Source organism: Halosimplex pelagicum, from assembly GCF_013415905.1.
In the GTDB taxonomy this organism is placed as follows: domain Archaea; phylum Halobacteriota; class Halobacteria; order Halobacteriales; family Haloarculaceae; genus Halosimplex; species Halosimplex pelagicum.
This window is the reverse complement of the sequence record NZ_CP058909.1, coordinates 3,551,027-3,565,299: the sequence shown is the minus strand read 5'-3', so window position 1 is coordinate 3,565,299 and position 14,273 is coordinate 3,551,027. Positions and strand designations below refer to the sequence as shown.

Here is a 14,273-nt window from a genome sequence, read left to right as displayed (position 1 = left end):
CGGAGACTCACAACGCTTGTACTGGTGGTATCGCTCCTCACCGCGGCGGTCCCGGCGACGGCCGGGGCGTCGCTCCTCGGGTCGGACTCGGACTCGTCGGACGGACCGAACGTGATCGAGTACGCGGAAGGGCCGAGTTTCGTCGTCGAGCTCAAGTCGTCGGAGGCGGCGGCGGACCTCGAGGAGTGGACGAACGCCTCGGGGCGTCACCTCGTCGAGGTCGACAACGAGACGGGGGTCGCGGTCGTCTCGGGTCCGAGGGGTCTCATCGACGCGGACGCAAGCTTTTGGGTCCAACTCACGACCGGCGGGCTGTTTGGGGATCCGCTCGAGGCGTCCTCGTTCGTCGCGGATATCTCCCCGAACTACCGCCTCGAGGTCGACCCGCTCACGTCGACGGCACTCACGAACGTCTCGAGGTTTTCGGCGCCGGAGTCGGAAGCGAGCGGGTGGCTCTCGAGCGAGGCCATGCCTCACGAGGGTATGGCGTTCTCGAGCGAGGCCAACCGGACGACGATGTCGGAGTCGCGCTCGATCCTCGGGGCGGATAACGTCTCGGCGACGGGCGCGGGAGTGACGGTCGCGGTGGCGGACACCGGGATCAAGACGGCGAACGGGCGCACGTTCGGCGAGGACGGAATGGTCGGCTCGGAGCTGCGAGTCGACGACGCCTCGAAAAATCTCCTCACGAACGAGACGGTGGCCGCGGACGGTATCGACGCGGTCGAGGACGGCTCGAGCTCGCGACACGGAACGTGGGCGGCGGCGGCGGTCGCGGGCGACCCGTCGGGGACGACTCACGACGGGGTCGCGCCGGACGCTAACCTCCTGGTCCTCAAGGCGCTCGGGGACGACGGGAGCGGCTCGACGGCGGATATCACGCGGGCGATCCGGTACGCCTCGCAGGAGGAGGCGGACGTTATTTCGATGTCGCTCGGCTCGCCGGTCCAGTCGCCGGCGATCGACCGGGCGATCGTCGACGCTCGGGAGGCGGGCTCCGTGGTGGTCGTCGCGGCGGGCAACTCGCGCCAGTCGACGCGGTGGCTCGCGAGTCCCGCGGACTCCGAGGAGGCGATCGCGGTCGGCGCGACCAACGGTGAGGCACCCGCGGACGCCGAGAGCGCTTACTTCTCGCAGATAGGGCCGGATCCTGGAACGCTCGATAACTCGGGCGCGGAGACGGCGGGCGCGACGGTCGACCTCGCGGCGCCGGGCATGGCGACGGTGACGCGGATCCCGACGGCGGACGGCGTCGTCGAGAACAAATCCCTCTCGGGGACGAGCATGGCGACGCCTATGGTCGCCGGCGGGATCGCGGTGGCACTCGAGGCGAACGACTGGAGTGCGGACGAGGCGACGGAGAAAGCTCGCGAGGCGGCTCGTCCGGTCCCGAACGCGGGGACGACCGAGGTCGGCGCGGGCATGTTCGCGGTCGACTATCTCGTCGACGGGACGGAGCCGGAGGCGACTCAGGAGGACGCGCGGACGGACGGCGCCGTCACTCGAGACGAGACGTATCGGAGCCTCTCGGACTCCTCTGGAGGGATAATCACGGGGCTCCTCGGGTAGCCATGTCCGACAGAGAGACGACTCGCCGTGAGCTCCTCGCGAGCGCTGGCGCCGTCGCGGTCGGCGCGGGCCTCGCGGGTCGAGCTCGAGCCGAGGCACCGGCGCGAGGCGACCTCGTCCCGTCCCACGCGACGATCGAGTACGACGAGGATATGCTCCTCAAGTACCGGCCGAGGCTCCAATTCTCGGCCGACGAGTACTCGAAATTCCTGAACCTGTATGGGTGGGTCGCGACCTCGACGGCGCTCGAGACGGATGTCTGTGTCTATTGGGCGGAGTACACCCATCAGGAGGGCGTCTCGGAGTACGACTCGCACGACGGCGACCACGAGCCGATATACGTCTTTGTCCGGGACGGCACCGTCGACAAGGTCGTATACTCGGCCTATCACTGGTTACGGGCGACCTCGTACGCGCCGGCGCTCGACGGGACTCACCCGCTCTTTCGGGTAATCTCGCCGTGGCACCAGTACACCCGGACGGACACACCGGGTCGGCTCACGACGATCGGGGACCTCACGCAGGTTTTCGACCAGTGGCTCGAGGGCGGCCTCGAGGAGTCGATCGCGCCGGGAGCGGTGGTCAACCCCTGGATCATGGCGAGGCGGCCCCACTGGTGGCGCCGAGGAACGTTCGGTCTCTCGTGGGACGCGATGTACGTCGAGCTCCTGTACACGCTCGGGGCGCACAAGGCCGGAGACTCCGATAATATATGAGAGCGCACTATCCGCAACGAGTCGCGTCTCGGTGGGTCGGAGGAGGGATCCCTCCGCCCCTCCGGGCGCGGCGCTCGACTCGGGGGTACAGCTCGGAAATCACACGATCGCGATCGCGGACTTACTCAGCATGAAAGACGCACTCAAGAGAGTCGGTATTCTCGCGCTCGCCGTCCTCCTCGCGACGACGGCGGCGGCGGGAGCGGTACAGTTTGACGACGAACAAACGAACACGGCGACGGACTCGGATGTCACGGCGACATCCAACGTGGTCGAGTACAACAGCTCGGCGGACATCTACCTCGAGGCGGTGGTCGAGACAACGTCGCCGGCGATCCTCGTTGAGGATCCGGAGACGAACGAGACGCTGGTAAACAAGACGGGATCGGACCTCACGCAGACGTATTCGGACGAATCCAGTACTCCGAACGTGTACCACTACTCGGCGAACGTCTCTCAGTCGGTCCTCTCGTCCGTCGAAATGGCGGCGGGAGAAAACAAGAGCTTCGAGGTGACGATCGTCAATGACGTGTCGGCAGCGGACCCGTCGACGACGACTCAGACGATGTACGTCCACAACGACCCGAAGCGGACGTACCTCAAGCTCACGGACGCGGAGGTCGGTGAGGACGGTCTCGCGACGCTCCAGACGGAGACGCTCGCGGGCTATCAGCTCCCGATCTTCGGTCAGGAGGTCGCGACGATCGAACAGTCGGTCCCGGTCAACGGGTCGGCGACGACGGCGACGATCGACGTGAAAAACTCGACGCTCTCGGACCGCCTCTCGAGCTCGGCGTCGGGTAAGAGCTCGGGCGACTGGATCGTCTCGACGCTCGCGACCGTCGACGACGAGCCGGCTCGCGTCTTCATGGACGAGACGCCGGACTCCGTCGACAACGAAACTCACCTCGTCTACCACTCGGGGAGCGACTCGATCGAGGTCGTCACGGGTGAGGACTACTCGGGCGAGTCGGCCGACGTGTGGATCGACGCCAACCGCGGGTTCCGCCAGCAGATCGGCAACTACGGGATCATGAACGTTCTCGGCGGATTCTCGCTCCCGTTCTAAGCGGGATCGTAGCACTCGACACCTCTACCCCTACCCAGGTGTCCGGCCGCGGGAGGTCCCTCGGGCTCGTCGACGACGCGCTCCTCCTGGAGGAGCTCGGCGGCGCCGACGAGCTCGAGCCGGGCGTCGAGACCCGGCGCGGCTCTTGCCCCGAGTGGATCGGGGGTTCAATTCCCTCCTCGGGGCGTCAACCATGACGAAACGCACAATATCGACGACTATACTCGCGACGCTCCTCCTGGTGTCGGCGGTCTCGACACCGGCGGTGGCGGACACCGGCGACCAGGAGACGGGCGTCCTCGAGAGCGTGTCGGAGACGGCGGAGAGCGGGCTCGAGACGGTGGCGGCGCTGGCGGATGGGGCGGCAGGCGCGGCGAAGGGCTACGCGGCCCGCGCCGCGGCGTACGACCCATTCGGAGAGTCGGCCTCCTGGTCGGCCACCGAGAGCGCGGCCTCGATCGAGGCGGAGGTCGACGCCAACGGGACGGTTTACGCCCGGTGGCTCTCGACGCGGCTCGAGGCGACCGAGAGCCGGAACGTCCTCGCGGTGACGGTCAAGAACCACACCGCGGCGGAGACGGTGTACCTCACCTCGGCGGTCCGAAACGGGTCGTTTCACGACCTCTCGGCGACGCGGTCGACCTCGCGGACGGTCGACCGGGAGTGTACGCTCTCGGGGGCGGCGGCTCGGAACGCCCCGGACGAGCTGGCGACCTTCCGGGAGTCGTACGCGGTCCCGAACGAGTCGCTCTCGAGCGGGTACCTCGGTCGGTTCGGCGCACAGTACGGCGGGAAAGTGAGCTGTAGTTTCATCAAACCATGAGCACGGTAAACCTCGACAGTGCAACCAGTAAGGCGCAGAAATTCGGGCGTTGGTCTCTCGGTATGGGAACGCCCGCACAGCAAATCCTCGCGACGACGATCGTCGGCGTCGCGCTAATCCTCTCCTCGTCGGTCTCGTTCGGGGCGACGCTCGTCCTCGTCCCGGTCGTCGCGTTCTGGTGGGTCGTCGGTTGGATCCGCCTCGTCCCCGGCGTTGAACAGTTTTGGCCGCTCTAACCATGTCCGGGAAGTACGAACTCGCCGGGCTCGCGGTCGCGCTGGTGGTCCTCGTCGGGACGGTCTCGGCGAGCGGCGTCCTCGCGATCGACGACGACCACCAGCTCGCGCGGGACGCGGCGGTCGCGGAGTACGAGTCGACGGGGACGGCCTCGACCTCGCTCGTCCGGGTAGACATGTCGGTGACGGTCGCGGAGTCGCACGAGGCGGTCGGCCTCGAGGGAGCGGGGTATACGGACTTTGACACCACATACGTCCGACTCGAGTACCGAGAGGAGCTCTCGCGGACGGTCCGTATCTACCTCCCGGACGAGTACTTTCGGCCGCGGCCGAAGGACGGCCTCGAGGCGGTCGAGAGCGACAACACGGCGAGCCTGGAGACCGTCGACGGGCGAAACTACACGGCGGTCCGGGTCTCGTTCTCGGGACCGGAGACGGCCGTCTTCGAGCTCTCAAAACAAGCGGGGCTCGTCTTCGACGGCCGCGGCGAGGTGAAGGACCTCGTCTCGAATCGGACGGGCGTCGAGCTCCCGTCGATCCAGTCGTCGGGGCAATGGAGTTACGTCGACTCGACGGCGCTCTCGGCGAATACGACGGTGGCGCTGGAGACGACCGACCAGGAGCTCACGCTCCAGTACGACGCGGACCCGTCGGTCAACTCCTCGAGCTGGATCGCGGTCCCGGACTGTGGCGGGGCCTCGGCGCCGGTGTGTCGGTTCACTCGCGAAGGGAGCAACGAGACGGTACACCTCCTCTCGCGGTCGACGGAGACGCCGGAGGTCCGGTACAAGCACGGGAACGACCCGCTCGCGGGGCTCAAGTCGAGCATCGCGGACGCTCGCCGGGCGGCGGCGAACGCGCTCGACGGCCTCGGCGACCTTCTCAACTTCGCGGATTACGCTCCGTGAATCGCTTTCAGAGAATCACTCAGACGGTAAAAATAGGAGATAGAAGACATGGAACGACCAAAGACGGGAAAAGGCGTATTGATAGTGATCGCGGTGGCGTTGTTCGCGGTCCTCGCATACTACGCGAGCACATTCGGCGGGATTGCGGTCCTCGGGATCGGCGTCGCGCTCGTCGCGTACCTCCTGTATGCCGGCGGTGTCCGGGTAAACCGCTGGATCCTCGGAGGGTAACATGATCGAGGTACTCATACTCGTCGCGCTGGCGGGCGGAGTCGCGCTCCTCATGTCGCGGACCTACCCCTCGGCGACGAAAACGTGGTTCCGGCGGATCATGACTTTCCGGAGTATCCTCGGGTCGATTGGGGGATTCGCTCTCGGTCTCGTGTTCCTCGGGACGGGCGTCGACTTTCTGGTCCTCACCGGCTTCGCGATCATGGTGTACTCGACGCTCTATGTACTGTACGAAAACCCGTTCGCGGAGGTTCGAAAGTGGATCCCGATATAAGCAAACTCGCGGACGATGTCGAGCGGCTCCGGACCTCGGACCGGACGACACCGGAGGCCGAGGAGGAGGCGCGCGAGCACCTGGACGAGGTCCGCCAAGAGTACGAGCAACTCCGCGGGGACTCGGCGTATCGGCAGCACGTCCTTCGGTACATCCAGGAGGAGCGCGAGTCGTTCCAAGACGGTGAGCGAGAAAAGCCCCTCTGCGGGTGTCGGATCCGGTGTCCGGTGAAACGCGGCCGGATCCCGGCTCGAGTCCGCAAGGCCGACTCGATCGAGGAGGGGATCCACGCCTACCAGGAGCGACACTCCGAGGCGATCGTCCTCCTCGAGGCGAAAGAGGACTGGATCGAAAAGAAGGCGAGAGTCCGAAAGGCGCTCTCGGACGCGAAAGCGGCTCTCAAACGGTCAAACTGGAATGAGCGAGAACAACCTAACCCATCTTGAGTGGCAACGGCGCCAAGCGTCCCGCGAGGACGAATGGAACCAGCGGACGCGAGTCTCGGAGACGATCGACCGGGCAAGCCGGGCGCTCGCCGACTCCCGGCGAGATTACGACCTCGTGGCGGAGCTCCTCGTCGATGTCCTCGTCCCGGCGCTCCTCGGCCCGCACGGGGAGCACTTGCACTACTACGACCGAGAGGTCGGGGACTCGGAGAAATGGGACTGGGTCGAGCTGACGCGCTTTCTTGACTCGCCTGAGGAGTACCGTCGGGACGCGCTCACTCCGTCCCGACGAGAGTCGCCGTCGATCGAGGAGCTCACGGACACGGCGCTCACCGACGGCGGCGCCGCGGTCGCGGAGCAAAAGTCCGCCCGTGGAGTGATCGAATCGGCTTTCGAGTCGGTCGCGGCGATCGCGGAGCACGAGGGGATCATCTCGGACGTGTCGAACGTCTCCCGCGCGACGGGCTACGAGCTCGAGCTCGGCCAGCTCTGGAGCTCGTACGATTGGGATCATGGCGACTCGGTACAGCTCGTGAGCCGTAACCGGGGTATGCCCAAGACGCTCTTTTGCGGGTCGACGGGCGCGGGCAAGTCGACGGCGCTCGGGGCGGATATCGAGGATCGATATAATTCCGGGTACAAGATTATCGACCTCGTCGACACGGACGAGTTTGAAAACGCGGTGAACGACATTCCTCAGAGTCAGGAGGTCCTCCGGGAGGTCCGCGAGGATCTCGAGCTCCCGGTCGACTTTACCGAGTCCGAGGAGTACGCCGATCCGAATCTCGAGGTCCTGGTCCCGCTCACTCCGGAGGTCCGGAACCAGCGGATCCCGTTCGACGAGGAGGGTGAATCGGTCGTCCGGCCATTCACGATCCCCGCGAGCGACCTCGACCAGACGACGCTTGTCTCGTTCCTCTCGGCGCTCGTTTCACGCCAGCAGGAGGCGAGCCTGCGGACGGCGTACGACACGGTCGACCGCGAAAAGGACGACTGGAGTCTCAAGGACCTCGCGGCGGAGATTGCCGACCAAGACGACCTACAAGAGTCGTTCCGGAAGCGGTGTGTTCGGCTCCTCCATAACCTCCAAAACAAGGGGTTCATCCGCACGAAAGAGTGCGAGTACGCGATCGACTGGTCGGAGATATTCCACAGTCCCGAGACGATAACGGCGTTCTCGGTGGCTCACGTCAACGAAAAGACGGACCAGCTCATGGTTCTCGCGTATCTCATCTACTCGGTGTACTTCGCCCGTCGACGGTACTTCTCACTCCCGCCAGCGGTCGCGGTCATCCGGGAGTTGCACGAGGTCGCCCCTCACCGTGAGGAGACGGAGGACGACCACCGGGCGGAGGCACTCCAGCAAGCGATCGTCTCGAATCTCTCGTATGAACTCCGCAAGAACCGACACCAGCGGTTAGAGTTTACTTGCGACACTCAAGACGTAATGGACATCAAGAAGGGCGTACGCAAGCGATTCTCGCGGTTCGCCGCGTTCGACATGCCGGAGGAGTCCCTCGAAAAGATATTCCAGTACGCCAACGAGAGCGGCGCGAATAGCGCTAAGAAGGCGATGAAAAGCGAGCGCGGCATGGGCATGGTCGTCGGGCTCTCGCAACCGAACGTCGAGGACGATGTCTCGTTTCTCTCGCCGATCGAGTTTGCTCCTCCATCGTACCACCATTTCGATGTCGACGAGCACAACGACGGCCTCGAGGCGCGGGCGGACTATCTCGACGAGGAGCTCGAGACGCCGGAGTGGTCGACGGGCGTCCCCGGCGACCTCCGGTTTGAGGTCGACGACATGATCGAGGTCGAGGAGGGCGACTCCTCGGCGGAGATCCCGCCGGGCCTGGACTCGTTCGTTCACGAGTGTATCACGTTTCAGTCCTCGGAGCGGACCAAGACGACGATCGTCCGGGAGGCGTACAATCGCTTCGCGGACGCGCATGGGTTCGACACCCGCAAGGCTCGCTCGTTCGGCAAGCAATTCACGAAACTGGAGGGTGTCGAGGCGGTCAAGTCGGGATCCCGGTACTACTCCGGGGTTCTCCTCAACGATCGGGGTCACAAGTACCGGAATGAGGACCTCGAGGACCAGTAACCCACCCGGTCGCTCCGATTAATTCCGGTCGAGAGAGACGACCGGCAAATCGGGATCCAGCTACGCGCGTATCTATTGAAAACGTGGGGACGTACCCCTGTCTCTGTAAACGTCCAAACGTCCAAACGGCGCGCCGTATGGCGATTCTCTCACGCCCATCGAAACGACGCACACGACCAGATCCGAATTATGGCACTCGAAACGCTTCGCAACTCGGTAGGTAGCACCGGCCCACAGAAACGACACCCGTCCGGCGAGATTGACGATCCCGACGACCTCGTCGAGCCGGACTCCTGGAGAGACCAGCAAACACCGACGGTCGGCGACCGGCTCCGTCGGAATTGGAAAAGCGTGGTCGCGCTCGGGTTCATCGCGGCGGTCGTCCTCGGGATCCTCGCGGTGTACGCGGGGCGGTTTCTCATCGGGGCGCTCACGGACCCACTCGTACAGACGACGCTCAAATTCGGCGCCGTCCTCGGTGTCGGATTCGTCCTCGGCGTCCGGTGGCTATTCGGTCGGATCGAGCGGACCGACCGGCTCGTCTTGTTCACCGGCGAGGGGATAAAGCGGTACTACGGACAGCTCGACCGGACCAACGCGGGTGTACTGGTCTTCAAGCCATACCGCGGGTGGTCGGGTCTCCTCAAGCGGACGAAACACCTCACGCTCGGGGACCTCGGGGGCGACCTCGCTCGAGCGGCGTCGAAAGCCGGCCGCGAGGACGACGACCCGGTCGCGATCCGACTCGACGACGCGATCACTGGTACCCACTCGACGGATACCGGCTCGGTCGCGGCGTCGCTCTCGGCGGGCCTGAAAGTCGACAAGTACGGCAAAGAGACGGACCTCTATACGGCGCCGCCGGACCTCGCGGACGGAGAGCGCTACGACGAGCTCGCCCAACAACTCGAGTACTACGTCGAGAAAGAGGTCCCGCGCCTGGAGTCGGATATCGACGACCTCGAGGACCAGCTCGAGGAGGTCCGCGAGCGGGCGCGGCGCGACACGGACGAGGCGATCGACCAATTCATCGGCCGGGTGTCGGACCTTGAGGAGTCCCGAGACGATCGGCGAACGCGCCGGGAGGAGCGGCGCCGGCGCCGGCAAGTCGCGGTCGGTGGCCCGAGTGAAAACGGTGAGGAGGCAAAGAATGGCCGATAGTATCCTCTCGCGGGCGTTCTCGAAGGACTGTCCGACGTGTCACGCAACGGTCCCGGCGTTCGACGCGGAGTGTCCCTCGTGTGGACACTCGATCGACTGGAGTAACCAGGGTGGCGGACAGTGACGGAGAGCCGCACGAGACGGCTCGCCCACCTCGTTTTGTGGCGAGTGTTCTCGTCGGTCCGTCGGCTCCTCGTGGCGCCGGTACTGTGGCTGGTGTGGGGCGACCCGACGGGACTCCCGGACTTGGCGCTCGCGCTCGCTCTCGGCCCGCTCGCGGCGCCGCTCGCCGTCGCGGAGGTCCTCGCGTTCCCCTGGTGGGTGTGGTACGTCGTCGGGATCGCTTGGGTCGGTGACATGGCGTATTTCGGTTATTTCGACGATGTCGCAACGTCGACGGTCTCCTCCTGGAGCTCGTCGGCGCGGCGCCGGCTCTCGAGTCGGTGGTCTCGATCGAGGCGGGCGGGCGTCGCCGTCGACGGCGGCCAGCTCGTCCTCTCGACGGACCTCCCCTCGCTCGATCGCCTCGAGGACGCTCGCGCCGCGGTGACGGTCCGGCGCGTCGCCGGCGCCGTGGTCCGGGCGTACCTCCTGGTCGGCTACTCGTTCGCGGTCGTGGTCGTCGGGGCGCTCGTCCGGGGACTCGTCCTCGAGGCGGGGACACTCTCGGTCGACTCACTCTCGACATGGGTCGCATGGGCAATTGGCTACTTGTGGCCGCTCGCGCTCCTGTTCGCGGCGGTCCTCGCGATCACTACTAACAACGGAGGTACTCAGGAATGAGACGACTCACGATCCTCCTGGTGTCGCTCCTGGTGGCGTCGGTCGTTGCGACGACCGGCGCGACGGCGGCGCTGGAGACGCGACCGGCGGACTTGGCGATTGAACAACCTCATTACATCGACGGCGACGTTTCGAGGTCGTCGGCGAACGGGACGACCGTGTACGAGGCGGAGGGCGAGGAGCTCCTCCTCGGGCCGAAAAACTTCGCGCCGTCGGATGTCGTTTCGAGCGGCGTCGAGGAGTCGGCGGGGGACCTCTCGCTCGACAAAGACCTCGGCGTATATCGGTTCTCGACGACGACGGACGGGAGTTATAATCTGTACTGGACGGTCGAGACGACGCGCTCGACGGCGACTCCGACGACCAACACGACGGCGAACGGGACGACGGGGAACGCGACGGCGTCGACGGAGACGGTCCGGATCCAGTACACGGCGACCGTCCGGGTCGACGCCGGCGACCGCCGGCATATCCCGGCGGGCCAGCTCGAGGCCCAACGCGAGGCGGCGGCCAACTGGTCGGAGTGGGAGGACTCGGTTAAATCCGAGGAGGTAGCGGGTCCAGACGCGAATATGGAGGAGGAGAGTCAGCTCGCGATTAACCTCCTCAAACTCCGGTATAATCCGGGGACGGCGCTCACGGGGAACTTTACGCAAATCCTCCTCTCGCTCTTTATCACCCTCGGCGGGCTGTTCGTCCTCCTCTTGTTCGGCGGGTACCACTACGTCACCCGTCGGTCGGATATCGGATTTCGGCACAAACGGGAGTCTCTCGACGCGGAACGGGCGGACCTCGAGGACCAGCTCCTCAAGGCCGACGAGCGGGATCGACTCTCGGCGCTGGAGGGCATGGACTGGAATGATATCTTCCCGGACAACATCGCTCGCGCGTTCCGGGAGGCGTTCGGTGAGACCGTCCTCGATGGGTATCTTCAGATACAGGAGAGCCTACTCCCATCGAACCTAATCAGAGACCGCCTCGAGGCGATGTCTGGCGAGTACGTCGCGGTGGTCGAGCGGGAGGATGTCGCGACGGACGGCGGCGCCGAGGCGGAGACGCGGATCGTCGACGCGGAGCTCCGGTCGGCGGACGAGCTCGACGACCAGGAGGACGACACCGAAACGGTCGCGCTCGAGGACCCGTCGGAGGACCTCGTCGAGGCGCTCTCGTGGGACGACCCGGAGCTTCGGTCGTTCGACCTCCCGGACCAGGAGCTCGACCAGTCGGAGTTTTCGACGACGCTCGAGGGAGCGACGCTCGAGGAGCTGGTCGAGGAGTACGATGTCGAAATGCGGCAATTCGGGGACAACCGCGAGGTATTCGCGGAGTACCTCCTCGAGTTTCTCGTCTCGGTTCACGAGCACGAGTTTACCGACGAGGAGGGGCGCGTTCGGCCGATCCGGTACGTGTTCAACCTCTTTTTGAGGACCTCTCGACTCCTGGACGAGCAACACGAAATGCCGCTCGCGGCCTACCAGTCGGAGCATATCGAGTATCTCCTCCGGAACTACGACCACGACGAGGAGATATCCGAGTACGTCTCCGAGGTGTCGGAGGGGAAGTATGCTTGAGGGCGCGGTCCCGCTCGCGATCGACCTCTCGGCGGACGGCTACTCGACGGCGCAACTCGCGCTTGCCGTCCTTGTCGTTCTCGCATTTCTCGGGGGTCTCACGGTCCTCACCTGGAGGCTCCAGTATCACAACCTCGAGGGCGACCAACCGGCGCACAAGCGGGCGCTCCGCGAGTCGAAAACCCGGCGCGACCCGGAGGTCCTCCGGTTCGGGGCGGACGCGATCGAGGAGGAGCGCTCGCGGGTCCGTCGCGAGCTCCGGGAGTTGGTCGACGCGGCGACCGGCGCGGACGTAGCGACGCGGGAGTATACGACGGTCCGGGCGGCCCTCGGGACGGTCCGGTCGACGGTCCGGGAGACGTGGCGCGACGCGACGACAGATGTACCCGGCGTCGCACTCCAGGCACTCGAGCGGGCGCTCCTGGTCGTAGTGTTCGGAGCGGTCGCGGTGTCGACCTCGACGATCGTCCAGTGGCTCACCAAGGATCCGGACTATCCGACGGCGGCGGATGTCGTCGCGGAGCTCCAGGAGTACGGCGGAACAGGCGGGTCGACGCTCCTCGAGGTCCTCGGACTCTTTCCGTTCTCGGATCTCGTGTGGGCGCTCCTGTTTACGGTCGCGTTCCGACTCGGACAATGGATCTTCGCTCACTGGTACGTCGTCGCGGGCGTCCTCGTCGGCGCCGGGCTCGGTGTGTGGTATCTCGAGCGGGAGGTCCTCGAGGAGCCGCGACGGACGCTCCTGGTGTCGCGGTCGTCGACGACGAAAACGCTCGCGGGGATCCTCGTCCCGACGTGGATCGCGGGCGCCGTCTCGACGTGGGTCGGCGAGCTGGTCGGGTTCCGCGGCGTCGGCGAGCTGGTCGGACTCCTCCTCGCGATGGGGACGCTCGTGGTCGGCGTCGTCCTCGCGTTCCGTCGAGCGCGGACAGAAGCGCTTTGGACGACGCTCCACCGGGACGAGCCGCGAGGCCCGCTCCTCCTCGACTGGAGTCTCCGGCACACGCTCGCGCTCCTCGGGCCGGTAGCGCTCGCGCTGGCGGCGCTGTACGTGGTCGTCGGTCTCGCCGACGGTTCGGTCGCGCGAGTGGTCGCGGCGTTTCTCGCGGCCGACAGAGGCGTACAGGGACTCGTCGGACTGGTGGCGCTCGGGAGCGTCGCTCTCGTGGTCTACATGGCGCGGGACGCGGCGCCGGCGGTCCGAGAGGCGCTCGTCGAGTCGCTCTCGCGAGGCGCGGTCCGGACGGTCCTCCTGGTCCGGGGCGTCCCGGTCCTCCTGGTCGTCCTCGTGTACCTCCTCGCGTTCGGGTTCAACCTCTCTTTCCCGGCGGCGGTGGCGCTCGCGATCGTCGCGGGGGTCGTCGGCCGGGTCGGGATCGTGGCGGCGCTCCGGGTCCGTGCGACGGCCTCACTGTTCGGCGACTGGTTGAAACCGGACACGTCGGCCGTGTTCTTGGTCGTCCGGGCGTACGAGCTCGAGGACGCGGACGGGACCTCGCGGTACTACGCGGAGGTCAACTCGAAAGCGGTCGCGCACGACTCCCGAGAGGAGCTCGTCGACGCGGTCCTCGAGGTGGCGGACGGCCTCGTCGACGAGGAGGAGACCGACCCGACGGTCCCGCAACGGTACGCGGAGGACCTCCTCTCGTACGGGATCGTCGGTGTCGAGGCGTCGCGGAAAAAGACGATCCAGCGGATCCGAGAGGAGACGGAGGGGACGATCGAGAGCGACGGGGCGGTCTCCCGGTCGCAGCTCGAACGCGACCTCGAAGGCGAGTACCCGCCGGAGCTCGCGGAGAAAAAGCTCCGTGAGTGGATCCACTCGCCGGGACACCGTCTCCGCGAGCGAGACGGATATCTCTATCTCGGAGGTGGCCGGAGTGATTATTAGAGCGGTCTCAACGTTCGTTGTGGCCTATCTCGCGATCATCTTCGGATCCGGAGTCTCCGCTCTAATCCTCGAGTATGGGTTACAAATGAACTTACAGGATGTCGCGGGGCCTCGAATTGTATTCATAAATGGGGCCGCACTCGGCGGCCTATTCGGATTTATCCCGGCTTTCAGTATCTCCGGGTTACATCTACTGTCGGGGTAGACAGTACTGCGGCGACTCGTTCTCACCTACCCTAAGGGCAAGCGGGGCGGGTTTTCCCCGTTTGCCATACTACCAGTACAAGCCTCCTCTCGCGCATAGCGTCGGGTATCGACGAGTGTCGGCCGGCCGGTCCCCGAGGCGGTAGCGCGGCGCGCGTTCTGCGCGCCGCGCAATTGGTATGCCCCTTAGGGGCAACTACCCTAAGCCCACCTGGGGACCGGGCGACACAACTACCGACCCGACCACGGCGTCGAGGCGGTCCGAGGACCAGATTTTTCGGCGATCC

Annotated in this window: 14 protein-coding genes; all 14 read left to right on the top strand. The window is 65.8% G+C overall.

The features are described 5' to 3' along the window. Window positions 1-24 precede the first annotated feature (24 nt). The 14 genes from HZS54_RS17980 (at window position 25) to HZS54_RS17915 (ending at window position 13,782) form a co-directional block, all read left to right on the top strand. Window positions 25-1,569, top strand: coding sequence for a S8 family serine peptidase (locus HZS54_RS17980; protein WP_179918454.1), 1,545 nt, complete (start codon window positions 25-27; stop codon window positions 1,567-1,569). A gap of 2 nt (window positions 1,570-1,571) precedes the next feature. After that, window positions 1,572-2,285, top strand: a complete 714-nt coding sequence (locus HZS54_RS17975) for a hypothetical protein (protein WP_179918453.1) — start codon at window positions 1,572-1,574, stop codon at window positions 2,283-2,285. A gap of 130 nt (window positions 2,286-2,415) precedes the next feature. Next, a complete protein-coding gene (locus tag HZS54_RS17970; protein ID WP_179918452.1) occupies window positions 2,416-3,354 on the top strand; it encodes a hypothetical protein in 939 nt (312 codons plus the stop codon). 193 nt (window positions 3,355-3,547) lie between these two features. Continuing rightward, window positions 3,548-4,177 carry a hypothetical protein gene (locus HZS54_RS17965; RefSeq protein ID WP_179918451.1) on the top strand — a complete coding sequence of 210 codons (630 nt, stop codon included), beginning with the start codon at window positions 3,548-3,550 and terminating at the stop codon, window positions 4,175-4,177. Between the two features lie 62 nt (window positions 4,178-4,239). Next, complete coding sequence (locus HZS54_RS17960; protein WP_179918450.1) at window positions 4,240-4,413, top strand: hypothetical protein; 174 nt, start codon at window positions 4,240-4,242, stop codon at window positions 4,411-4,413. A gap of 2 nt (window positions 4,414-4,415) precedes the next feature. Beyond that, window positions 4,416-5,321 carry a hypothetical protein gene (locus HZS54_RS17955; protein WP_179918449.1) on the top strand — a complete coding sequence of 302 codons (906 nt, stop codon included), beginning with the start codon at window positions 4,416-4,418 and terminating at the stop codon, window positions 5,319-5,321. Between the two features lie 48 nt (window positions 5,322-5,369). After that, window positions 5,370-5,552, top strand: a complete 183-nt coding sequence (locus tag HZS54_RS17950; RefSeq protein WP_179918448.1) for a hypothetical protein — start codon at window positions 5,370-5,372, stop codon at window positions 5,550-5,552. Between the two features lies 1 nt (window position 5,553). Further along, the gene (locus HZS54_RS17945; RefSeq protein WP_179918447.1) at window positions 5,554-5,826 is read left to right on the top strand and encodes a hypothetical protein; all 273 of its coding nucleotides are present in this window, start codon (window positions 5,554-5,556) and stop codon (window positions 5,824-5,826) included. Next, complete coding sequence (locus tag HZS54_RS17940; protein WP_179918446.1) at window positions 5,811-6,272, top strand: hypothetical protein; 462 nt, start codon at window positions 5,811-5,813, stop codon at window positions 6,270-6,272. The genes HZS54_RS17945 and HZS54_RS17940 overlap by 16 nt, the downstream gene beginning before the upstream one ends. Further along, window positions 6,244-8,376, top strand: coding sequence for a P-loop NTPase family protein (locus HZS54_RS17935; RefSeq protein ID WP_179918445.1), 2,133 nt, complete (start codon window positions 6,244-6,246; stop codon window positions 8,374-8,376). Before HZS54_RS17940 ends, HZS54_RS17935 begins: the two co-directional genes overlap by 29 nt. 189 nt (window positions 8,377-8,565) lie before the next feature. Then, window positions 8,566-9,537 (top strand): hypothetical protein, encoded by a 972-nt coding sequence (locus HZS54_RS17930; protein WP_179918444.1) that lies wholly within the window; start codon window positions 8,566-8,568, stop codon window positions 9,535-9,537. Between the two features lie 195 nt (window positions 9,538-9,732). After that, complete coding sequence (locus HZS54_RS17925; RefSeq protein WP_179918443.1) at window positions 9,733-10,320, top strand: hypothetical protein; 588 nt, start codon at window positions 9,733-9,735, stop codon at window positions 10,318-10,320. Further along, window positions 10,317-11,891, top strand: a complete 1,575-nt coding sequence (locus HZS54_RS17920; protein WP_179918442.1) for a hypothetical protein — start codon at window positions 10,317-10,319, stop codon at window positions 11,889-11,891. The genes HZS54_RS17925 and HZS54_RS17920 overlap by 4 nt, the downstream gene beginning before the upstream one ends. Beyond that, window positions 11,884-13,782, top strand: coding sequence for an MATE family efflux transporter (locus HZS54_RS17915; RefSeq protein ID WP_179918441.1), 1,899 nt, complete (start codon window positions 11,884-11,886; stop codon window positions 13,780-13,782). Before HZS54_RS17920 ends, HZS54_RS17915 begins: the two co-directional genes overlap by 8 nt. The last annotated feature ends 491 nt before the right edge of the window (window positions 13,783-14,273 follow it).